Annotated in this window: 17 protein-coding genes; 3 read left to right on the top strand and 14 right to left on the bottom strand. The window is 45.9% G+C overall.

Translation table 11 applies throughout. From position 1 onward, the window contains the following. The first annotated feature begins 499 nt into the window (after nucleotides 1–499). Nucleotides 500–2,269: a methyl-accepting chemotaxis protein gene (locus FS818_RS15740; RefSeq protein ID WP_260989886.1), complete on the top strand. Its 1,770-nt coding sequence runs from the start codon at nucleotides 500–502 to the stop codon at nucleotides 2,267–2,269. Between the two features lie 445 nt (nucleotides 2,270–2,714). On the opposite strand, the gene FS818_RS15735 is transcribed toward FS818_RS15740, so the two are convergent. The 3 genes from FS818_RS15735 to FS818_RS15730 form a co-directional block, all read right to left on the bottom strand. Next, nucleotides 2,715–3,353 carry a hypothetical protein gene (locus tag FS818_RS15735; RefSeq protein ID WP_145333104.1) on the bottom strand — a complete coding sequence of 213 codons (639 nt, stop codon included), beginning with the start codon at nucleotides 3,351–3,353 and terminating at the stop codon, nucleotides 2,715–2,717. A gap of 365 nt (nucleotides 3,354–3,718) precedes the next feature. Next, complete coding sequence (locus FS818_RS29295; RefSeq protein WP_260984836.1) at nucleotides 3,719–3,847, bottom strand: hypothetical protein; 129 nt, start codon at nucleotides 3,845–3,847, stop codon at nucleotides 3,719–3,721. A 112-nt stretch (nucleotides 3,848–3,959) separates the two neighbouring features. After that, nucleotides 3,960–5,540 (bottom strand): hypothetical protein, encoded by a 1,581-nt coding sequence (locus FS818_RS15730; protein ID WP_145333103.1) that lies wholly within the window; start codon nucleotides 5,538–5,540, stop codon nucleotides 3,960–3,962. Between the two features lie 1,188 nt (nucleotides 5,541–6,728). Between FS818_RS15730 and FS818_RS15725 the strand changes: the two genes are divergently transcribed. Beyond that, nucleotides 6,729–7,307 carry a TetR/AcrR family transcriptional regulator gene (locus tag FS818_RS15725; RefSeq protein ID WP_145333102.1) on the top strand — a complete coding sequence of 193 codons (579 nt, stop codon included), beginning with the start codon at nucleotides 6,729–6,731 and terminating at the stop codon, nucleotides 7,305–7,307. A 76-nt stretch (nucleotides 7,308–7,383) separates the two neighbouring features. Beyond that, nucleotides 7,384–9,570 carry a YhgE/Pip domain-containing protein gene (locus tag FS818_RS15720; protein ID WP_145333101.1) on the top strand — a complete coding sequence of 729 codons (2,187 nt, stop codon included), beginning with the start codon at nucleotides 7,384–7,386 and terminating at the stop codon, nucleotides 9,568–9,570. A gap of 184 nt (nucleotides 9,571–9,754) precedes the next feature. Here FS818_RS15720 and FS818_RS15715 read toward each other — a convergent pair whose 3' ends face one another. The 11 genes from FS818_RS15715 to licT form a co-directional block, all read right to left on the bottom strand. Continuing rightward, complete coding sequence (locus FS818_RS15715; RefSeq protein ID WP_145333100.1) at nucleotides 9,755–10,126, bottom strand: hypothetical protein; 372 nt, start codon at nucleotides 10,124–10,126, stop codon at nucleotides 9,755–9,757. A gap of 1,032 nt (nucleotides 10,127–11,158) precedes the next feature. Then, entirely contained in the window at nucleotides 11,159–11,914 is a 756-nt protein-coding gene (locus FS818_RS15710; RefSeq protein WP_145333099.1) for an amino acid ABC transporter ATP-binding protein, read from the bottom strand. A 33-nt stretch (nucleotides 11,915–11,947) separates the two neighbouring features. Continuing rightward, entirely contained in the window at nucleotides 11,948–12,607 is a 660-nt protein-coding gene (locus FS818_RS15705; RefSeq protein ID WP_090917706.1) for an amino acid ABC transporter permease, read from the bottom strand. 173 nt (nucleotides 12,608–12,780) lie between these two features. After that, nucleotides 12,781–13,551 carry an amino acid ABC transporter substrate-binding protein gene (locus tag FS818_RS15700; protein ID WP_090917704.1) on the bottom strand — a complete coding sequence of 257 codons (771 nt, stop codon included), beginning with the start codon at nucleotides 13,549–13,551 and terminating at the stop codon, nucleotides 12,781–12,783. A 128-nt stretch (nucleotides 13,552–13,679) separates the two neighbouring features. Further along, nucleotides 13,680–14,240: a DUF4825 domain-containing protein gene (locus FS818_RS15695; RefSeq protein ID WP_145333098.1), complete on the bottom strand. Its 561-nt coding sequence runs from the start codon at nucleotides 14,238–14,240 to the stop codon at nucleotides 13,680–13,682. After that, nucleotides 14,237–14,938, bottom strand: a complete 702-nt coding sequence (locus FS818_RS15690) for a permease prefix domain 1-containing protein (protein ID WP_145333097.1) — start codon at nucleotides 14,936–14,938, stop codon at nucleotides 14,237–14,239. The genes FS818_RS15695 and FS818_RS15690 overlap by 4 nt, the downstream gene beginning before the upstream one ends. Before the next feature lie 2 nt (nucleotides 14,939–14,940). After that, nucleotides 14,941–15,294, bottom strand: coding sequence for a PadR family transcriptional regulator (locus tag FS818_RS15685; RefSeq protein WP_145333096.1), 354 nt, complete (start codon nucleotides 15,292–15,294; stop codon nucleotides 14,941–14,943). A gap of 381 nt (nucleotides 15,295–15,675) precedes the next feature. Beyond that, entirely contained in the window at nucleotides 15,676–17,181 is a 1,506-nt protein-coding gene (melA, locus tag FS818_RS15680) for an alpha-glucosidase/alpha-galactosidase (RefSeq protein WP_145333095.1), read from the bottom strand. A 230-nt stretch (nucleotides 17,182–17,411) separates the two neighbouring features. Then, the gene (locus FS818_RS15675) at nucleotides 17,412–18,176 is read right to left on the bottom strand and encodes a ChbG/HpnK family deacetylase (RefSeq protein WP_145333094.1); all 765 of its coding nucleotides are present in this window, start codon (nucleotides 18,174–18,176) and stop codon (nucleotides 17,412–17,414) included. Between the two features lie 26 nt (nucleotides 18,177–18,202). Continuing rightward, nucleotides 18,203–20,152, bottom strand: coding sequence for a beta-glucoside-specific PTS transporter subunit IIABC (locus FS818_RS15670; RefSeq protein ID WP_145333093.1), 1,950 nt, complete (start codon nucleotides 20,150–20,152; stop codon nucleotides 18,203–18,205). A gap of 197 nt (nucleotides 20,153–20,349) precedes the next feature. Then, nucleotides 20,350–21,201, bottom strand: a complete 852-nt coding sequence (gene licT, locus FS818_RS15665) for a BglG family transcription antiterminator LicT (RefSeq protein WP_145333092.1) — start codon at nucleotides 21,199–21,201, stop codon at nucleotides 20,350–20,352. Between the last annotated feature and the right edge of the window lie 259 nt (nucleotides 21,202–21,460).

Below are 21,460 nucleotides of genomic sequence, written 5' to 3'. Positions count from 1 at the left end.
TCAAGAGAAAGTGACGCAGCAGGGGGCGAAAAGGCGGTAAAAGATGCACTTCAGTAGGTTTCAAGACACGTCCCAGTAAGCAACTGAGGCTTGTAAAACCATGATAGAGGGCAAACCTTTAGTGAACCTTAAATCAAATCTCACACCATATGTTCTGCTTAGATACTGGTTCTCCGATTTTCCAACGAACATCCATTTATATGAAATTTTTTACGCAAAAATTAAAATGTAATTCAAAGGTTCCGGTTCATAAGTCCTATTTTAGTAGATAAACCTAACATTAATATGTCGAAATAACGATATAAGTGAGGAGTAGAACTTACCTGGATTTCATATACGTGAATATTAAAATGAGTATCGTTTAGTATTTTTATTTTTTTCCGTAGCACCATAAAAGCATTTCCAAGCCATTGAGGAAGTCCATTCATTGTAATGGCAACGACATACGCAACGTATACGACGTCCAGGTGAAGTCCTTTTAATTTTACAGGAGGAGTGAATGACCTTGTTTAAAAAGCTTCGCTGGAGTACCATGCCATTTTTCGTCAAAAATCTGATCATTTCATTCGGGAGCATCGCTCTGATTGGAATTATTCTGATCACTGCAGCTTATCAGTTGCAAAAAAGCATACTAATCAAGCAACTGCAAGATCAAGCCGAGATCACAACCTTGAAATGGTCTCAGGATCTGGACACAAGTCAGGTCGAACAAGCCACATCCGAAAAGAGTTATTCCGATACATATCAGAGTAAACTGCGGGAGTATCTGGATTCCATCCACACCTTTAATCCCAATATCGCGCAAGCTTACATTTTCAGTTCGCAGCTGGACGAAAATAACGGGGCTCCCATTTATGCGATTCCAACGAGTCTGGTCGAACCATTCGAGAAAGACAAGTATTTGCCCGGCACAAACTATCCGTTATCCAAACAGATTGAACATGGTATAGATGATATGAATGCAACGGGTAAACCTGCATTTAGTGATTTTTATACCGATGATTTCGGTACATGGACAACACTGATGTATCCAATCAAAAAAGCAGACGGCTCCATCTACGCAGCTCTCTACTTTGATGTCGATGCAAGTGCAGTCCCTAACGGACTTAACAAATTGCTTATGTACGGCTTGATGTACCTGGTTGGTTTCCTGATTCTGTTCATGGTACTGCAATTTATTATGCTGAAAAAAACCATGCGCCCGATTCGTGACCTCATGAAAGGCATTGAAGAAGTAAGCACAGGTAACCTGAACGTTGCAATTCGGACAGGACACGATGATCTCGGGGTAATCAACGAGAAGTTTAACTCGATGATTGATCGTTTTAATACTACGCTTTTCAAGGTAAAGAATACGTCTCTTCATCTCTCGAATTCGTCCAGAGAACTGCTGGATATTTCGGCGAAAAACAATGATAACATTCAATCCATCAGCACCAACATCCGTGAGATCTCTACAGGTCTGGTGTCTCAGGACAAAGCAACAGTAGAAAGTGCACGCGCTATGACCGAGATGTCTACCGTAGTGCAGAACATTGCCGGAAGCTCAGCCGAAGTAGCCGATGAAGCGCTCAGCATGGAGCAGCGTTCGAATAGCGGACATGAAATTATGAAACAGGTGATTGATCAGATGGGGCTGATCTCAAGTGCAGTCCAGAACACCTACGCGTCAATTCAATCCTTGGAGAACCGTTCTAATGAGATTAGTAGCATTGTCGGTATCATTACGGATATCGCTGGTCAGACGAACCTGCTCGCCCTGAATGCTTCCATTGAAGCAGCACGCGTTGGAGAAGAAGGACGCGGCTTCGCAGTCGTGGCTGGAGAAGTCCGTAAACTGGCGGAACAGTCCCAAGAATCTGCAACTCAGATTCGTGCGTTGATCGATGAGATTCAGCGGGATATCGGACAATCGGCAGACGCGATGGAACGTGGTTCAGAAGAAGTGCAAAAAGGCCTCAACCTTACGCGTGAAACGGGTGTTTTCTTCGAAGATATCTTGACGGCAACCAACAAAGTCGCGAACCAGATTCAGGACATCTCCAGCTCCACCGAGGAAATCTCGGCAAGCACGCAAGAAATGTCCGCGACGGCAGACGAGCTGTCCGCAAGTGTCAGCAAAGCAGCCAGCAGCACCAAACTCATCGAGAACTCCATCACCGAACAGGAAACTTCCATGGCTGCCATCGTCAGCGCATCCGACGAATTAGCCGAAGTATCCGAGCAGTTGCAAGAACTCATCTCGTTCTTTAAGGTGAAGGAAGCGTAAACTGGGGAGCATTATATATTCCGGGTATACTGCGGATGAGAGAAGTACAGATTATGCGGTAGTTGTAAATTGTATTGCATAAGACCCGTAGAAATTGTGGGGAATTGCAGGCATATCACCAAGTGCTGATCATAGGCGGTATGCGCCACAGAAGTAAAATGAAACCAAGGCTTGAGTGTTTGTGCACTCAAGCCTTGGTTTGTTCTAGCTTAAATTGTCTGACTTTGCATTCTAATTCTAACGATCTCAGGCGACGCTATTTGCCTGATTTTCTGCTTCATAGAATTCTAACGATCACCAGAAACCTTATTTGTTTCAAACACCCTGTTTTCCGTCGTTTTCTGCTGTATTTCTTCCAAATAACGTCTGTGGTGATCGTTAGAATTGGAAAAGGTCATAAACTGTCCAAATAAGCTCTCCTGTGATCGTTAGCGTTCATTTGAGACTAGTTCATCGCATCTGCTATACTGCTCAAGCTGCTTCTAACTTCCTCAACGCTTCGATAAGCGCCAGCAATCTTAACCAGCTTCCATTTCTTTTTCTGCTTCAAGTAATGCAACGTCACCGCACTGGGCAAAAGGCATACTCGCTCATCACCCATTTCGAACCATTCCAGCTGCATTCCCACATTTGCCGCAAAACGTTGAATACCTTCTACTGTCTCCATTGCATCTAATTTAGAAGTAACTAAAGTAGACTCTACTGAACCTGAATCTAAATTTGACTCTACATCTATTTCTGTCGCTACTCCTACGCTGTTCCCTACTTCGGCCCAAACATCCACACTATCGAACAAATAACTTCCGTCCGTCCGGAATGTCATATTTACCGTATATCCTTCGTAATCCAAGCTGACTACTTCCAGTTTCTCCTTTTCCACACTCCATAGTTCATCCGCCTGCGCCTTGGCCAGTTCCAGTGTAATCTGAGCATCTGCTGGTAAACATTGCGATAACTTCCCCTTTTGCACGTACTCTTCCATAGAGATCGCGCCGATAAGTGACTTGGTTTGCTCGCTATTCATCGTTTGTTCGTCAGCACCTTTCTGAGTCTGTTGTTCAAGAACACACGCGTATAATTTCAATCCACGCACTCGTGTAGAGTGCGACGTTTGGGCTTGCCTCGTTTGTATTCAACAGGAAAAGATTTCAATCCACGCACTCGTGTAGAGTGCGACAGCGAAAAATAACGTATAAACATTTTCGTAAATGAAAATGTTCCGTAATTCCGCACTTTCTAACTATGATTTCACCTTAATCTTGTACAAAGCAAATAAATAATTCAATAATATGTTGCCAAAAGGGAATAAACAAAACTAAAAATGGTGTGAATCCCCCAGGAAAATCATGTGAGCTTGGCATTCGCACTCAATCACTCTCATTAGAATTCAGCTTATTTATATGAAAATACTAGTATTTATTGAGAACGATCTAGTTTAAACCTCCTGTCTTACCGTTCCACAATCCACAACAAAACATCTGTAAGAAATGTCAGAGTAGCCGTTCCAAACAAGCGCTCTTCGTGGAACGGGCAGAGCAGAACCGCAAGTAATACATATTTGCCCAACTCTATCTCCATCTATCTTTACTCCTCATTAGCTTGCTCCACTCTTCTACAGAAATGAACAGATAAAGACGCTCGGTCAGGTGCAATATCCTGTCTGGGCGTCTTGTTTTATGGTGTAACTCTTTTAATTCAGGTATCCTTTGGATTTCCAATATCGCTTCGCAAAGGATTCAACGGCATAGGGCAGTTCCCCATCCAGCAAATCCCGATTCGCTTGCATCAGCTCTTTGCTTCCATGCTTCAGCAATTGAACGGCATGTAGTAATTGGGGACCACCTACATAATGAAGTTCAAGCAACAACGGCTCTCCTTCATCCTCTTCCTCCTGAGCCGAGTGTTCAATTAACACAACTTCCGTGCCGTCCGCATGCTGGTGTAGCGTATAGAAGTATTTCTCGACCTTCGTCTCCCCTTGTGTATCCGTATACTCTCTACCAATACGCAACATAGCTGGCTGGGGAACATCATTATACATTTGACCTGCTTGTCGAAATGCAAAGTAGAAGTCTCCAATCCACAACCCATGTCGGTCATCATCATAATAATCGTCATACGGCTCCGCGATAGGCAACGCTAATAAATCACGAATATGTTGCGGCGAAATTAAGGTGCGGGCATACTGGTAATTCGATACAGACTGCAGCAAGGTATCCCATCCACGGTTGCTTAATTGCTGAATATCCGAAGGTGAGTCTTCCGTAAATACGCTCCATTCGGAGTTCTCACTGTTCACATAACGATATGCGCCTGAGATCATCCAGATAGGAGTGCCCCCTTGCTCGGCAAGTTCATTAGGAAAGCTTGAAGATTGGTCTGCTGGCTCTATTTTGAGCAACAATGCACAGTCATGGTCGTCTTGAAAATACAGACTACGGAAATAGCCCTCCGTATGCTCGTCCCCGTAGACGGAACCTCGGCAAAACTGTCCATCCACCCAAAACTCATAGCTGTTCAGCAACTCACCCTGCTCTCTTACAGGTAATAATGAAGGGTGAGTAAGACGCTCAATGTTCGCAGCTGTGAACTGATGATCTTCGAACCAATCCGGTACATCTGGCGCTAGTTCTGCGGCATAAATATACTCTCGTTTAATGATAGGCTGTCCCTGCTGTAGCCTCTTTATCATCTCTTCTCGCCATGGAAACGGCTCTTCTGTATCTTCGTCAATTACACACTCAGGAACAAATAATTCCAGCATGTCAAAGCCTTGCCATGGTCCGAGATCCTCCCACTCTTCAAGCTGACGCTTCACTTTCCGCTGTCCTTGAACCTGAATTCGATATTGCTCTGTACTTACTAGCAGCCCACCTTCTACGTTGCCTCTTACCGCCAATTCTCCATGGTTGTAATCTCCCCAGAACATATCCTCCACATAAAGATTACCTGTAATATATATTTCCTGCCCCCCAACGAGCATATAAGGCGTTGTAAGATCACCAAGCACAACCAGGTTAGATGAGGCCGCGTCGGATTCTGTGTTTCCAATATAACGATCAACGATCAGATTTCCCTCCACCATAATTAAAAAAGGCCCCTCATCCAGCAACAGCTCATTGATATGAAGATCACCTGAATGCAGCCATACTTCCTCGGCATCAAATTCACCATCATGTGCTTCATTCTGTGTATACATCCAGCTCTCGTGAGGCAACCTCGTTTTGATATCGGCAAAAGTAACCTTGTGACCTATGTGATGTATGGACATGTCCTGACACTCCTCATCGGTTGATATATGGATAACATCTTCCAAACTTCTAATCTTCGAAACTCCGAATCTATTGGTAGCATGACTAACCAGTTTAATTATACTAGAGGAAATTGAGTTGAGCTTTCTGCTGACTAATATTTTTGTAACGCTTAATCTCCGTTGAAATCTCTCCTCTTCACGTCTAGCTTCATCGGTACGCGCATCATCTTGATCCACTTCAAATTGCTTGTGAACAATGGTAGCAGCTAACCAATGAGGGAATACTTTTACCTTGTCGTTAGTTTTGGATCTTTTATCAAATTCCGATTGATTGCTCAGAGTGAGTAGCCGATTGCTCATTTTGATACCGACTACCCTCTATGATTTTAATCCACACACTCCATACGGAGTGTGACACTTTCACAATTTGGAAATTGCCGAGATTCTTCGTACTTAATCCATGCACTCCATACGGAGTGCTACTACCAAGCGTAGCTGCAGCTGAGAATATGGAAAAGATTTCAATCCACGCACTCCATACGGAGTGCGACTCATATCGTCACCTCAATGACAAAAGGACCCGGGAATTTCAATCCACGCACTCCATACGGAGTGCGACAGCGAAAAAACACGTATAGTACATACCTATACGTCACAAAACTACGTTTTTACACTACTATTCTATGTGTTCCCGCCAACGAATTCAATCTTTTTCCAGCTCAATGATGCCAAAAGGTATCAAAATGCCCTGTTTTCACTACTTTCAAGGTGCGAATCCCCCGGGGTTTTCATGTGAGCTTCACATTCACACCGCATAAATCACTTTCTACTCTCTACTTAATCTTCCTACGTTTCTATGTACCTCCCACTCCTACTATCCTTTTCAAGTCTCCCCCTTTCCCTACTCCTCCAACTTCTCCCCACCCCACCATCACAACGTTCACTTTCCAAACTATGACATAGATCACATCCATCCTCATACACAAGTGCTACATTAAATAACGACCAACTGACCAAAATGGTAAACTGGTCAATCGAAAGGTTAGGTTCATCCTTTTAAAAACCAGTCATAATTGTTTCAACTTGCTTCAACCTGTGCTTCAACCAGCTTCACCATTTTCAAAAGTTTCTACTGCTTAACACTGCTTCTTGTGTTTTACCCGCTTCACCCATTACACACGTCAGCCCCCAAGGAGGTGCATAGCCGTGAAAACGATAGATCGAAGGCAACAGGTGATGGACTCTGCCGAGAAATCCTTTGCCTTGTTTGGCTACAAAGCCACAACGATGGAGCAAGTGGCGAGACTGGCCAATGTGGGCAAAGGAACGATCTATACCTTTTTCGAGAACAAAGAAGAATTGTTTGATGAGATCCTGCGCTCGATTATTGCAGACATGAAACGGATTACGGAGCAGACGGTGAAGGAGGAACACTCTTTTCTGGATAACGTGCATCGGAGTATGGACTCGTTGCTGGAATATCGGGAGGAGCATGAGCTGCTGATCAAGCTTTTCCAAGAGGTTAACGATTTCGGAACACCCCAAGCGAGAGAGGGTCTGCAAAAAGTAGAGAAAGCCATTCTCGAATACCTCGAGCGTCAGGTGAGTCGTGCCATGGAATTACAGCAGATTCGTACCGACGATCCCAAGCTGGTCTCGTTTGTGCTACTGAAGTTATACGTCAGCCTAACATCCGATTGGAATAAAGCGCATCCTACTTTGCACAAGGATCAGATCAAAGCGTTTGTAGGTCTTTTTCTCAAAAATGGATTATCCCCCACCTAGAGAAACGCCCGCGGACGCACACATACCATACTAAATAGAGAAACAAGGGATAAGCGTAAGATAGGGAGAGAACATCATGAAATCATTTCGTGTATTTGGGCAGGATCTGAAATCCGCCTTCAAGAAACCAAAAGTATTTATTCCAATCCTCGTTGTACTGTTCATTCCCGTGTTATATAGCGGACTGTTCCTGAACGCCTTCTGGGACCCATACGGCAAAATGAATGAATTACCTGTAGCCGTGGTCAACACGGATCGGGGTGCGGTTTACAATGACAAATCGCTAGAAGTCGGCCAGAATCTGGTCGATGAGCTGAAAAAAAGCGATGATTTCAACTGGCAGTTCGTCACTCGCAACCAGGCAGAACAAGGCATGAAGGACAACAAATATTACATGACCATTGTCATTCCGGAGGACTTTTCCGCCAAAGCAACTACCCTGATGGATGAGCATCCCGCTCCGGCTGAGCTGATCTACGAGCCCAACGAAGGTTACAATTTCCTTGCGGGTCAGATCGGCGGCACAGCGGTCAAACAGATTCGCTCCAAAGTCTCTGCCAAAGTCACAGAATCATATACCGAAACCCTGCTGGATAAGGTCGAGAAAATCTCGGACGGTTTGGCAGATGCCGGAGATGGCGCAGGTAAAATTCATGATGGAGCAAGCAAACTGGACGAAGGGGCGGTTACGTTAAAAGAAAACCTGGCGAAACTGGCTGACGGTGCAGGCAAGCTGCAAACCGGCGCCGTTTCGTTAAAAGAAGGCACAACCACCCTTGCCAAAGGCACAGGTGATCTTCACACTGGCGCGAGCACATTATCCAGTGGTCTCGCACAATTAGCCGCCGCCGGCACCAAGTTGGGTGACGGCGCAACACAGGCGGCAGCTGGCAGCAAACAGCTGCATGCCGGTATCCAAGCTGCGCAGGAAGGCGCGTCCAAACTGGACGCCGGACTCGCAGCTACCGAACAAGGCAGTGCCAAGCTGACCGCCGGACTGCAAACTTCCGTGGAGGGCAGCGGCAAAGTCACCGAGGGCGCCAAAGCGGTCGCCCAAGGCCTGGCTCAGCTAGCGAAGTCCAATCCCGAACTGGCAGCCAGCCCCGCTGTTCAACAGCTACTCGCAGCTAGCCAAGCCGTTGCCGCTGGCAGTGAGCAGGTATATCAAGGCGGACAGCAGCTCGTTGCCGGAAGTCAGCAACTGCAAGCTGCACAGCAACAATTGCATCAAGGCAGTAGCCAGTTGGTTCAAGGTGAAGAACAGCTGGTACAAGGCGCTACACAGTTATCCGGCGGACAAGAAAAGCTGAGCGCCGGGCTTAACCAATTCAATGCCAAATTGAACGAAGCCGCCGCTGGCGGTGCCAAACTGGCAACAGGATCAGAGCAACTGAATGCTGGCGCAAGTAAGCTGCTGTCTGGCGTAAACCAGCTGGAGGGTGGAGTTTCCACCCTTACGGACGGATCTAATAAGCTGGCTGATGGTGCTGATAAGCTACAAGAAGGCACGATCAAGTTAACCGACGGTTCCGGTGAACTCGCCACCAAATTAAACGACGCTGCGCAGCAAACGAGCAGTGTCAAAAAGACCGATGAACTGGTAACGATGTATGCCGAACCGGTTCATGTCGATGAACACAAATTAAACGAAGTGCCCAACTACGGCACAGGTTTTTCGCCCTATTTTCTCTCACTCGGATTATTTGTCGGTGCGTTGATTGCAACGCTGGTTGTGCCAACACGTGGCAGCAGTGTGAGTGAGGCAAGTGGCTGGAATCGATTTGTCAGCAAAACCCTTGCGTTCACCATTATGAGTGGCGTTCAATCTTTGCTCGCTTCCGGGCTGGTGTTATACGGACTTGGCCTGAAGGTACAGAGTGTGCCGTTATTCCTTTTGTTCAGCTTTGTGACGAGTCTGAGCTTCATGTACATCATTCAGGCATTGGTAACTTGGTTGGAAAATCCGGGACGGTTCATTGCCATCCTGCTGCTCATCTTCCAACTCACCACCAGCGCGGGAACGTTCCCACTGGAACTCATTCCGAACTGGCTGAAAGTGTTCAACCCATGGCTACCAATGACATACTCCGTAACGGGATACAAAGCGGTCATCTCCAGCGGACAATTCGGCGTCGCCTGGGATCAGATCGGTATTCTGTGCATCTTCGCCGTTCTCGGTCTGGTCGGTACGTTAACGTATTTCCTGAAACATCGCACGGCCCGAAACGAAAGTCTTGGTAGTGAAGCTGTGCTTCAAGCTTAGGCCAGAGATTCTGATTTGGTATAGAAATGTAAAAGGCATATCCATTGTTCTGACTCGCTTCATCACAGCAAGTCTGACATAAAGGATATGCCTTTTTAGTTTGCTTTTGTTAATTTGCTTTTTTAACTAATATGATAGCCTTTGCTGATTTCACGTTATACGCCAAAAGATTTTATACATATCGTCAGGCTCTCACAACATGTTCTTCAACAAACTTTAGAAACACTGCTTGCATGGAGCCGAGCGTAAGCATTTTTTTGATGATGCTAAACCGATAATGAATGCCATGAGACTGAAATGACCATATCGACGCCAACGAAACCCCGGATTTGAGTCGCTGTTGCTCCAGATCTGAAAGTGGTATTCGAACCATTTGAACAACTTTGGAAGAAAATAAATTGAGGAACAAAATTTTAAGCACGTCATGATTGATCAGCAATATAGCTCGAGTTGTCGTTGAGGAAATCCCTTGTGATGTAACGTAACAGGCCAGCATATCGGCTTCTTTGTAAGGTTCGATTAGTCGATCTATTAAGTTTCTAGTAATCAGCAACATATTGATCGTACTCCTAATATGTTATGTAAAATACACCCGCAGTCAAAACTATAACACTAAAGACTGCATGAACCAACCGGCTCAAAGTTTTATCAAAAATGGTGAAGCGTGTCTCTCGGGTAGAGTATATGAACTGGAGGTTTCTCCCACCTATATTTTTTTTGGAAAACTTTCGTTCTAAATGAACACTAGTATGGGCGATCTCCGGTTTACCAGATACCAGATTCCCCCTACTGTGGACGATCTCCGGCTTCCCGAATTCTAACGATCACCAGAGACCCTATTTAACCCTTTTCAGCCATTTTAAAATTCTAACGATCACCAGAAACCTTATTTACTTGAAATACAGCGATTCACGCTACATTTTGAGGATTTGAGCCCAAATAGCGCTTGTGGTGATCGTTAGATTTTCAATGGTCGCTGAAATCGCAAAATAAGCTCCTGTGTGATCGTTAGCGTGTTAGGTGTAAGCGAAGCCGGGAAAATCAGACATGATATCTAAAGTTCCATATCCTATTTCGATCCACGCACTCTAAACAGAGCACGACTCGTGATCGGGACGGATAATGACGCGGCTGGTGAATTTCAATCCACGTACTCTATACGGAGTGCGACGCTAATAGGATTCCCTCTACGATTGCTACGAATTTATTTCAATCCACACACTCCATACGGAGTGCGACCAGATGTGTCCGACCTGAACGCTGAGCTCTTGCAGATTTCAATCCACGTACTCCATACGGAGTGCGACTCGGCAATTGCTGAAAAACTTCAAAAAGATAAAGATTTCAATCCACGCACTCCATACGGAGTGCGACAGCAAAAAAACACGTAATAAAAGCATAGATTGTATACTTTATTACGTGTTCTCGTTTAATTCATCTACTAATCAGTTTCATCTTAATATAAAAAACCTAAAATATTCAAGGTAATTTGCCAAAAGGGTTCAAATTAGCCTATGGTCAGGTGCGAATCCCCCAGGGATTTCATGGGAGCTTGGCATTCGCACCTGTTTTAAATCACGCTCCACCGTTACTCTTCCATATCCACCCGTTTCAAAAACGTCTGGGTACGTGCGAGCTTTGGCGAACCAAAGAGTTGATCTGGCGGGCCTTGCTCGGCAATTTCGCCATTGTCCATGAAGAAGACACGATCCGCAACATCGCGAGCAAAGCTCATCTCATGCGTGACAATCATCATCGTCATGTTTTCCTGTGCCAATTGCTTGATGACGCGAAGTACTTCTCCCGTTAGCTCCGGGTCGAGAGCCGAAGTCGGCTCATCAAAAAGAAGGATATCCGGCTGCATCATCAGAGCGCGGGCAATCGCTACGCGCTGCTTCTGTCCACCGGACAGATTCGACGGATAAGCATCGGCCTTGTCCGACAGTCCAACCTTGGCAAGTAATTCCGCACTGCGGCTACGAATGACTTTGGCACTCTCTTTTTTCAACGTCTTCGGTGCGAGTTCCAGGTTCGCCTGTACAGTCAGATGCGGAAACAAGTTAAAATGCTGAAACACCATGCCCATACGATCCGTAATCTTCCGAATCTCGGCAACCCCTGCGTACCTTCCATCGTCCACCAGCGACTGATTCTGAATGCGAATCGTTCCGCCCGTAACGTCTTCCAGGTGGATCAGGCTGCGCAGCATCGTGCTTTTCCCCGAACCGGAAGGTCCAATAACTGCAATCACTTCCCCTGGCGCCACGTTAAAAGAGACTTGTTTCAGCACATCCAGCGTGCCAAATGATTTTTTCAACTGATTTACTTCTATACTATAGGTCATATGCAGACAGTCCTTTGATTGAACAGATTTGATTTATTCATACGAAAAGCGCTTCTCCAGAACCTTGAATAACAAGGTAAGCACCAGAGTCATAAGCAAATACATAATCGCCGCTACGAAAAATGGAATGAGTTGCAAGTCCCGATTCACTGCGGCTTGCGCATAATAGAGCAACTCGGGTACAGCGACAGCGTAGAGCAATGCCGTATCCTTAACCAGCGTAATTGCCTCATTTGCTGTCGCTGGCAGTACTACCCGAACCATCTGTGGAATGATGACCTTCGTCATGGTCTGCCACTTTGTGAGTCCAAGCACTTTGGCCGCTTCATGCTGCCCTTTATCAATGGACAACAATCCACCCCGGAAGATTTCGGCGAAGTAAGCTGCATAGTTCAATATAAATGCGATGGCCGCTGCAATGAAACGATCAAAGACCAGATACTCTCCGATGACCGGAAGTAATGGAAGGCCGAAACAGAAAAATAATACTTGCAAAAGTAACGGTGTCCCACGCATCACATAGACGTATGTGTGTGCAATCCACGCCAGCGGTTTGAACTGGCTCCGCATCGCCAATGTTACCGCGAATCCCAGGGGTACCGATAGCACAATCGCAAGTAAAAATAAGAAAATCGTCGTTTGTGCACCTTCCAGCATCGGTTTTATAATCGTTGAAATATAGTCCCAATTCATGAATTAGTTCTCCTCTAATCTGTTAACCCCGCACTCCTTGGAAGCATATCGCTCCAGCATGGAATACGGGGTCATCGTTTTCGTGAGTACAGTTTCCCAAACCGGGAAAAGCTCACATCATTATTTGTCAGGTGTATTTCACCTGAATACTTTCAAACTCACAAATTCATCTTTTACTTCAGAACCTTGTCCTCACCAAGCCATTTCTTAGAGATTTCAGCGGCTTGGCCGTCCGTGTTCAGCTCATCCAGCGCATTTTGCAGCTGATTGAGAAGTTCTTCATTGCCTTTTTTGATCCCGATGCCATATTGCTCTGGCGCCAGCGATTCGTCCAGCAATTTGAAGGTGCCTTCTTCCTTCGACATATAATATCTTGCGACCACTTCATCAATGATGACTGCGTCCAGACGTTTCGTTTTCAGATCAGTCAGCGCCAGTACATTATCTTTGAATTCGGAAGCTTTAACTTTATCCTTTAGAGGACTTGCCGCCAGCGCATCTGCCGCTGAGGACAGTGCCTGCAATCCTACGTTTTTGCCATCCAGTTCATCCAGCTTCGTAATCGGGGAGTCTGCCAGAGTAATCGCAACTTGACTGTTCTCCAGATAAGGCTTGGTGAAAAGCACTTTCTCTTTGCGCTCGTCTGTAATCGTGTATCCGTTCCAGATCATATCGATCCGGCCGCTGTTAAGCTCCGACTCTTTGGAAGACCAATCAATCGGCTGGAAAGTCACCTTTTTACCCATTTTCTCCGCAGCTGCACGGGCATAATCAATGTCGAACCCGACAATTTCATTCTTCTCATCCCGGAATCCCATTGGAGCAAACTTATCGTCGATCCCTACAATGATCGTATTCTCGTCTTTACTTGCCGAGCTGGAACAGCCCGCCATAATGATCATACATATGCTAATAAATAATAGTAGAATTGCTTTCTTTCTCATCTCTCGTACCCCTCCATGTCTATGACCAAGCTCAAACGCTTTAGTTCGTTACCACGTTATCAGAGCCTTATAATAACATAGCATGAGAGAAGAGTCGAGCACCTTGCCCATTTCCAGCGAATTCAACCCTAAGAATTGTCAACAATTTGTGAAAATAAAGCCCGCACGTCAGCCGGTTCCACCAGCTTCTCGCGAACGATAGAATCCCAGCGCTCCGGCTTCTGTAGCGCTTTAAGCTCTGTTCCAGCCCATCGCTGCGCGAGCTTACGTTCAAATACAACCCGTGTGTCTTTGAACTGGTAGACAATCTGTTCCAGATTATCGATCAGTACAAAGTTTGCAAGAGCGTTATACACGAGGATTCGATCAAGTTGCACCGCATCCATCTCATCTGTATTCACACTGTAATTAATCTGAGCGGTCAATGTCTCAGGAAACAGCTGATAGCCATCCAACTGCTCATGTAACGGCAGATTCTGATTCAGATGACTTAGATTAGAGAAATTCCCCATGTATGCATTCTGATATTTGGCCAAGGCAGTAAAATCATGCGTCAGCGGACTATTCTGCTCGGCTTCATATCGACTCTGATCTGCCGCAATTTTAGGATTAATGAACCCTTCCACCACGACAAGACCCAATAACCCGATAATAAATAAGGAAACAATCCACAGGTTTTTTCCGTTCATATGCCATCACTCACTTCATATTTGCTAACGATCCGGTATGCCCGGTGAACGACCAAGGGAATGAGGATACTAAGTAGCGGTAACGCAAAAGCAAACAAAATGACAGCGAGCTGGTAGGGTCCATTCACCTGAAAGGGTCGGTTAAACCAAATATTGCTTCCAAACCGCAAAGCCGCCTGCGTACCCCAAAGCGCAAGTACGACTGCCGCCCACAGCCACCATGCTCTGCGTTGCCACTGCTTCAAAATGGGCATACGAATCCGCGTTGTATGATCTGGATTGGAAGATCCATTGCCATTCTCCCTGTTGCTCATCAAATAAACGACATAAGCAGCGCCCACAATCAGGCTAATGAGCAAAAGCAGATTGTTCAGAGCAGTACCGCCTAACATCACTCGTGTAGGAATCGTGATAATCCAGGCAACCAGGCTGTAGATCAAGGTCGATTGCCACAATGCTGTCCAGTAAGGAATACGTTTCACGAGTCGGTAATCACTCATGAATTGTTCCATACCATCCATATGCTGTATCGCTGTCTGGAAAGCTTGCTCCTCGCTCATGCCTTCGGCCAGATAATCATCGATTCGTGCGGCGAGGTTGCTGCGAATTTCTTCTTTCAACTCCCGATGCTCCAATGTATCCTGTACACCTGCAAACAAACTCTCCAAATGCCGATTCATCCGTCTTTCGAGCGTCATCCTTACTCATCTCCTTCTTCACTGGTGGCAATCATGCAATCGATTAAGGTTTTGGCTGCATGCCAAGCTTGAACCTGTAATTGATAAACTTCATGTCCTTGGCTGGAAATCCGGTAGTATTTCCGCCTTCCACCCTGCGTCTCCTCACCCCAATAAGACTCCACGTACCCACTCTTCTCCAGCCGTTTCAGACTGGAATACAGCGTCGGCTCCTTGAGTTCAAACTGCTCCCCGCTTTTGCGATATATTTCCTTAATAATGCCATACCCATAGTTGTCTGATGGAATAAGCACACTCAAAATAATGGGATCAATATTGCCCCGAATCAGGTCACTGTTAATCACTTGTACATCCATCTGTGCGTCTCACCGCTCTCCCTCTTACTCTGAGTATACTATAAGACATATTACTATGTCTGTAAAGGTAATATGTTGTGCATTGTAATTAAATTTATGTTCTTCTCTACCCCTTTGTTTTCCCATTCGCAATTTCCCTGCAATCTAAAAAAAACAAAAAGACGAAGCAGCCCTATTGCTGCTCCGTCCTCATTTACTCTTCTTTTCCGCTTCTTTCTCTCTGTAATCTAAGTCAGATTATCAAGCTGTTATACTGCCTCATTCATGCTGTCATTTCCATCAGCAAGCTTACCATCTAGCTGTTTGATGCTTTTGCACTGGTTATTGTTATACTTCTGTACTGACTATTGTCACCCGCATCCTCTACTGTTATCACACTCTCTACTGCTGTACCTTCTCCCGATCCTTGCCTTTGTCGGACTCACCTGCGTTTTTATTCGCGGCCTCCCGATCTTGCTGCATCTCTTCTACCGTTTTGACCTTCAGACGTGCAGCGCCTTCGTATGCCTTGGTTGGTATAAGATCGTCCGTAGCAAGTCTCTCTTCTGCAGCTGCAATCGCGTCACCGTACTGTGGCAACCACTTCGCCTGTGCAATCAGCATCTCATCGACCATCTGCCAGATTTCCTTCGGATTACAAACCGCGCCTACCAGCGGGTCCATCATAAATGCCTGTCGCAACAGCTGATCGTCCCCATGCACGGCCGCTTCCACCGCAAGACGTTGCACGGATATGCTTACATTACACACCGCCGCTGGGCCCAGAGGCAGTTCGCCGATATGCGGCATCGAGATGCCGTTACGATCTACATAACCCGGTGCTTCGATGATGGCATCATCCGGCAAGTTGGAGATCACCCCGTTGTTCACCGTGTTAAAATGACCCCGATACACACGTCCCGTCTCCAGGCTCTCTATGATATAAGATCCGTGTTCTTCGCCGCGTTTCTCCGGTAAATACTGCATCGGATCATCCTTCATCCAGTTTGGAAAATCCGTTTCGAACCAGTTGCGGCCCTCTGTACACACGCGTAGATATCCACCCGTTTCACCGTTAATCCAGCTTCCCATGTCAATCCAGTCATTAATCTCTTCAGGACGTTTGCGATACCATGGCACATATTCACTTAAGTGACCGTTGGATTCCGTACTGTAATAACCAAAGCGGCGCAGCATATCGATCCGAACTTTCTCCGTACGTCTGTACTCGGAATGCTTCTCAAAAGCTTCCAGCAAACCTTCGGTAAGATCCCTCCCTTTGTGGGACGCCTGAATATACCATGTTTGATGATTGATACCTGCACAGACAATATCCACTTCACTCTTTTGCAGTCCGTACACTTCCGCAATCTGTTGATGTCCATGCTGAACGCCGTGGCATAGTCCGATCGTGCGCACACCACCGTATTTGTTACAAGCCCATGTCAGCATTGCCATTGGATTCGAGTAATTCAGGAGCAACACATCCGGCGCACTCTGTTCGCGAATATCTTTGCAGATCTCAAGCATCTCGGCGATTCCGCGCTGTCCATACATAATGCCGCCTGCACACAGCGTATCCCCGACACATTGATCCACCCCGTATTTGAGCGGAATATCGACATCGGTTGCAAAAGCTTCCAGTCCCCCTACACGAATCGTACACAGAACATACTTGGCGTCTTTCAACGCTTCTCTCCGATTGGTTGTCGGCTGAATCCGAATATTCAATCCGTTCTCTCGGATATCCCGCTGGCACAGCTCGGTGACCATGTCCAGATTATGCTGATTAATATCGCAGAATGCGATCTCGATGTTATTAAATTCCGGTACGGTGAGCAAATCACGCAACAATCCCCTTGTAAAACCAATGCTTCCCGCCCCGATAAACGCCACTTTAAACGACATGTACATGTCCTCCCGTAATCCGAACCTTCCGGCTTCGGTTAATGACTTGCTTCATGGGTTTATTGTAGCAACAGAGGTAAGGAGAGCGTTATCAAAATCATGACCTGTTCAGGAGCATGGTGTCAAAAATCCTAACTTCATTCTCCTATTCCTTTGATATTCACTTGTATCTTCTTACATGTTCGATGAATACTGCTAAACTCTGAAACGATGAACCGGCCGTGTCTCCCCTACAGCCGGCTGTAACTAATGAGTTCAATACCTTGTGCTGTCACATATTCCCGTAGCGCGGGATTGACCAACACCGCAAGATCATGCTCACGCTCATCTACCAGAGATGAGATGCTACGCAGTTCCTCATCCGCATAACCCGGATGTCCAGCAATCTCAACGATATGTTCCGTATTCTTATACTGATCCAGTACCCCGCGCAACCATGATTCCTGCAGAGTAGGCATAGCTGGATCACCACACAATATATCCGTAGACCGAATCCCCGCATCCACAAGCTTGCTGTTCAACTCCAGAGATAAGATATCATCTCTTCTCATGGGAACGTTATATTCCCGAGCCAGCTCCATGACCAAGTCAAGCATTTGTGCATCTTTCACACTCACCCCATGATGGGTATCCAGATGATTCAACGATAACCCGGAAGCCAGAAACTTCTCGATCTGTGCCTTCAACTCCGCGCGTACTTCCCCGGGATCATAGGTCGAAGGAATAAGTCCAGGTTTTCGATAGAAACGGCCGGACTCGTCCACGATACTCTGAACAGCCGAAGCTTCCAGAACAGGGGTCATGAACGTCAGGTTCAGATGAACCCCCATAGCCGTAATGCCCGCTTCAAGGGCCATAACGCTACTCTTCTCAAAATGTACCGAATTCACCAACGCCGAGGTATCTGTAATCATACCGTGTTTCATTCCATGAATGATGCCTTCGCTCACTCTCATCGTGATACCGTAATCATCTGCGTTAACAATCAGCTTCATCTTGCTCTACTCCTCTCTGATCTGATTTAGGATCGAACAGATAACAGTTCCTCTGTGACAGCAACCGTTCCTTCTGACAGCAACGGCGTAATATCGCGGAATTGATCGGAGTTCGTCACCACAATTGGCGTGGTTAGCTTAAAACCTTCGTTCCGGATCTGATCCATATCGAATTCAATCAGTACCTCTCCCTTACGGATTCGATTCCCCTGCTGCACCTTCTGAGTAAAATACTGCCCTTTCAATCTTACCGTATCTATGCCGATATGCATGAGAATTTCGACACCTTCATCCGAGGTGACTGCGATGGCATGTGCACTTTTCATCGTGACCGACACGACGCCGTCTACCGGGGATACCAGCTGACCTTTGGACGGAATGATGGCTACGCCCTTCCCCATCGACTCCGAGGAAAATACGACATCCTCCACTTCATGAAGCGGAATTACTTTGCCTTCGAGTGGACTCGTAATCAAGCTTTCCATCGCTACGTTCGCGTCGATCCCAGCCGCATTTTGTTCCATTTTCGCCGTGGACGATTCAGATGCTGAGTGCTGGTTACTTGCACTTTCACTTTTTCCTTCAACGGGGTTATTCTCGTCTTTCTGTACCTTCGAACCTTCAGCAACCTGATCATTTTTCTTACTCTCGTAGCCAAACAGGACCACGCACAAGGCCCCGCCTGCAATCGCAGTCACTACCCCAATAATGTAATACAACATCGGACTCTGGGCTGGCAGTGTGAACACATTAAGGAAGAAATTGAACACAATCAACTTCACGCCGAGATATCCCATCAGACCACCAGCAATGGCTCCAGCGGCTACCAAATAAATCAGTGTTTTGCGATAACGCAGAATGATACCATACAGAATAGGTTCAGTAACTCCGGACAGGATGGCAGAAAGGAAAGACGAACCGCTCAGAGCCTTAAGATCTTTATCCTTTGTTTTCAGGAATACCCCGAGACCGATTCCCATCGAAGCCGCTACAGATGTCGCCGCAAGAGGTGCAATAAGATCGCCGCCAGCGCTCAGATTACCCATAATAATAGGCACCGTCGCCCAGTGTAATCCAAGCAATACAAGAAACGACCACGTTCCCCCCAGAATAATTCCGGCGATGACAGAGTTGCTGTTAATCAGGAAATTAACGATATCCCCAATCCATTGACCTACATACTGTCCGAAAGGACCAATCAACATGGCAGTGAGCGGTACCATAATGACAAGAGAGAAGAACGGGACTGCGAACAACTGCACATTTTTGTGCATGATTTTCTTCAAAAACTTCTCCAGAACCGCGTAGATGCTAACGGCGATAAACATCGGAAAGACCGACGAAGCGTAATTCATTAACGATACAGGTATTCCTAGAAAATGAGTTGTATTTCCTGCAGCTGTCAATGCCGTAAAATTCGGTTCCATCAATGCAGCCCCGATTGCAGCCGCCACATAAGAATTCACATTGAGAACTTTCGCAATCGTGATGCCAAGAAGAATCGGCAGGAAATAGAAGATCGAGTTCCCCGCAGCAGCCAATATAGCGTATGTTCCGCTATCCACGGCAATCCAGCCTGCTCTCTCAAGAACGATTAACAGCGCCTTGACCAGACCAGCTCCCGCAAATACCGGGATTAATGGCGTTAGACTACCCGATATCAGACCAAAGATGGCTGAACGAAGGCTCTTCTTTTCTTTTTCAGAGCCTGCACCGGACCCTGCTCCATCGAATTCCCCTTCGGCAACGATATGTTTGTACACCTCTGACACGTCATTGCCTACAACAACCTGAAATTGACCGCCGCTTTCAACCACCTTCAGGATGCCTGCTGTGTTTTCGAGTGTGTCTGCATCGGCCTTCCGGTTGTCGTTCAAGACGAATCGCAAACGGGTAGCGCAGTGAGTCAGCGATTGGATGTTCTCCCTTCCTCCAACGCGGTCTACAATGTTTTGAGCTAATTTGAGATGATCCATGTTGTTCCCCCCATACTTTGTATAATCCCTACAATTCAGAACTTTACTTCGTCCATTCGCATGACATAATACGATGACAAAATAAAAACCTGAACTGAAGCTTGTCTACTGACCTTAGTCAATACACAAGCCTCAGTTCAGGTTTCGCCTGCCGAACAGTCACAATCCCTAATGTATAAGTTTGTATACGTATTTCTTCATTCTTCCGCCAGATCATACTCACGGTTCGTGACCCGGTGAATGTGGATCATGAAATAAACCATTTCCTCATTCGTTGTTATCTTCTCATAGTTAATCTCCAGATAGTTTCTAATCTTTTTCGCGCACGCGTACGATTCGGGATACTTGTCCTTTACATGATCGTATAAAGAATCTCGATCCTCCGGAATCAGCTCATCATGGAGGATTCGGTACGCAAAATACCGCAAATGTGTGAGGAAACGGCTGTAATTAATCGAGTTTTCGTCCAGTTTGATTCCGAAATGGTATTTCACAATATTCGCCAGATCGTTAACAATCTTCGTCATCTGATAGGTTTGTTTCATATCCTGCCCACGCTGCTGTGCATTCACAAAATGAAGGGCAATGGAACCCGCCTCATCCTCTGGCAACTTCACACCTGTTTTCTGCTCAATAATGTGGAGCGCCTTAAAGGCAACTTCATATTCGGCTGCATAAAATTTTTTGATCTCCCACAGCAAAGCATTCTTTACAATGATGCCTTCAGGGAACCTTCTCAGTGCGAAGCTGATATGATCTGTCAGGGTAATGTAGATGTTGTCACTGAATTTGAGGGCAAGCTGTTGTTCCGCATATTCAATAATTTCGTTCGACAACTCCAGATGTTCGGTTGGAATCTCGCCAATCAGCCCCATCAGTTTGTCAGACGTCGCTTTTTCAACGACGAACTTTTTCTCCACTTGCGAAAAGTCGATAACATCACTGTTATGTTTGTTATACCCGATCCCTTTTCCCATCACGATCATTTCGTGCCCGTTATCATCCGTCAGTAAAATTACATTGTTATTAAAAATTTTCCTAATCTTCATCTGCATCACCCCCAACTCATCATAGGCTCGTCCCGCTATAATATTCCATACAATTCTTCAAAAAATTAAAATCTCCTATAAAAAAAACCTAAATTGAAGCAGTAACATGCACAACACATGTTTACTACGAACAATTTAGGTATCGCCTGCCGAACAGTCACAATCCTGAATATATTCAATTACTACTACATTATCAACAAATGGGTTACTTCTGAACAAAGGATATCATGAATACCCTTTCAGTTCAACATTTAGTTTC

It is taken from the genome of Paenibacillus xylanexedens (assembly GCF_007680605.1).
In the GTDB taxonomy this organism is placed as follows: Bacteria; Bacillota; Bacilli; order Paenibacillales; family Paenibacillaceae; genus Paenibacillus; species Paenibacillus xylanexedens_B.
Note: the sequence above shows the minus strand (reverse complement) of the source record. Positions and strands in the feature narration are given on the sequence as shown.

What these genes read in the sequence shown, in the direction of transcription:
- FS818_RS15740 (WP_260989886.1), top strand. Translation starts at nt 500, where the DNA reads ATGACCTTGTTTAAAAAGCTTCGCTGGAGTACCATGCCATTTTTCGTC.
- FS818_RS29295 (WP_260984836.1), bottom strand. Translation starts at nt 3,847, where the DNA reads ATGGAGATAGAGTTGGGCAAATATGTATTACTTGCGGTTCTGCTCTGC.
- FS818_RS15730 (WP_145333103.1), bottom strand. Translation starts at nt 5,540, where the DNA reads ATGTCCATACATCACATAGGTCACAAGGTTACTTTTGCCGATATCAAA.
- FS818_RS15720 (WP_145333101.1), top strand. Translation starts at nt 7,384, where the DNA reads ATGAAATCATTTCGTGTATTTGGGCAGGATCTGAAATCCGCCTTCAAG.
- FS818_RS15715 (WP_145333100.1), bottom strand. Translation starts at nt 10,126, where the DNA reads ATGTTGCTGATTACTAGAAACTTAATAGATCGACTAATCGAACCTTAC.
- FS818_RS15710 (WP_145333099.1), bottom strand. Translation starts at nt 11,914, where the DNA reads ATGACCTATAGTATAGAAGTAAATCAGTTGAAAAAATCATTTGGCACG.
- FS818_RS15705 (WP_090917706.1), bottom strand. Translation starts at nt 12,607, where the DNA reads ATGAATTGGGACTATATTTCAACGATTATAAAACCGATGCTGGAAGGT.
- FS818_RS15700 (WP_090917704.1), bottom strand. Translation starts at nt 13,551, where the DNA reads ATGAGAAAGAAAGCAATTCTACTATTATTTATTAGCATATGTATGATC.
- FS818_RS15695 (WP_145333098.1), bottom strand. Translation starts at nt 14,240, where the DNA reads ATGAACGGAAAAAACCTGTGGATTGTTTCCTTATTTATTATCGGGTTA.
- FS818_RS15690 (WP_145333097.1), bottom strand. Translation starts at nt 14,938, where the DNA reads ATGACGCTCGAAAGACGGATGAATCGGCATTTGGAGAGTTTGTTTGCA.
- FS818_RS15685 (WP_145333096.1), bottom strand. Translation starts at nt 15,294, where the DNA reads ATGGATGTACAAGTGATTAACAGTGACCTGATTCGGGGCAATATTGAT.
- melA (WP_145333095.1), bottom strand. Translation starts at nt 17,181, where the DNA reads ATGTCGTTTAAAGTGGCGTTTATCGGGGCGGGAAGCATTGGTTTTACA.
- FS818_RS15675 (WP_145333094.1), bottom strand. Translation starts at nt 18,176, where the DNA reads ATGAAGCTGATTGTTAACGCAGATGATTACGGTATCACGATGAGAGTG.
- FS818_RS15670 (WP_145333093.1), bottom strand. Translation starts at nt 20,152, where the DNA reads ATGGATCATCTCAAATTAGCTCAAAACATTGTAGACCGCGTTGGAGGA.
- licT (WP_145333092.1), bottom strand. Translation starts at nt 21,201, where the DNA reads ATGAAGATTAGGAAAATTTTTAATAACAATGTAATTTTACTGACGGAT.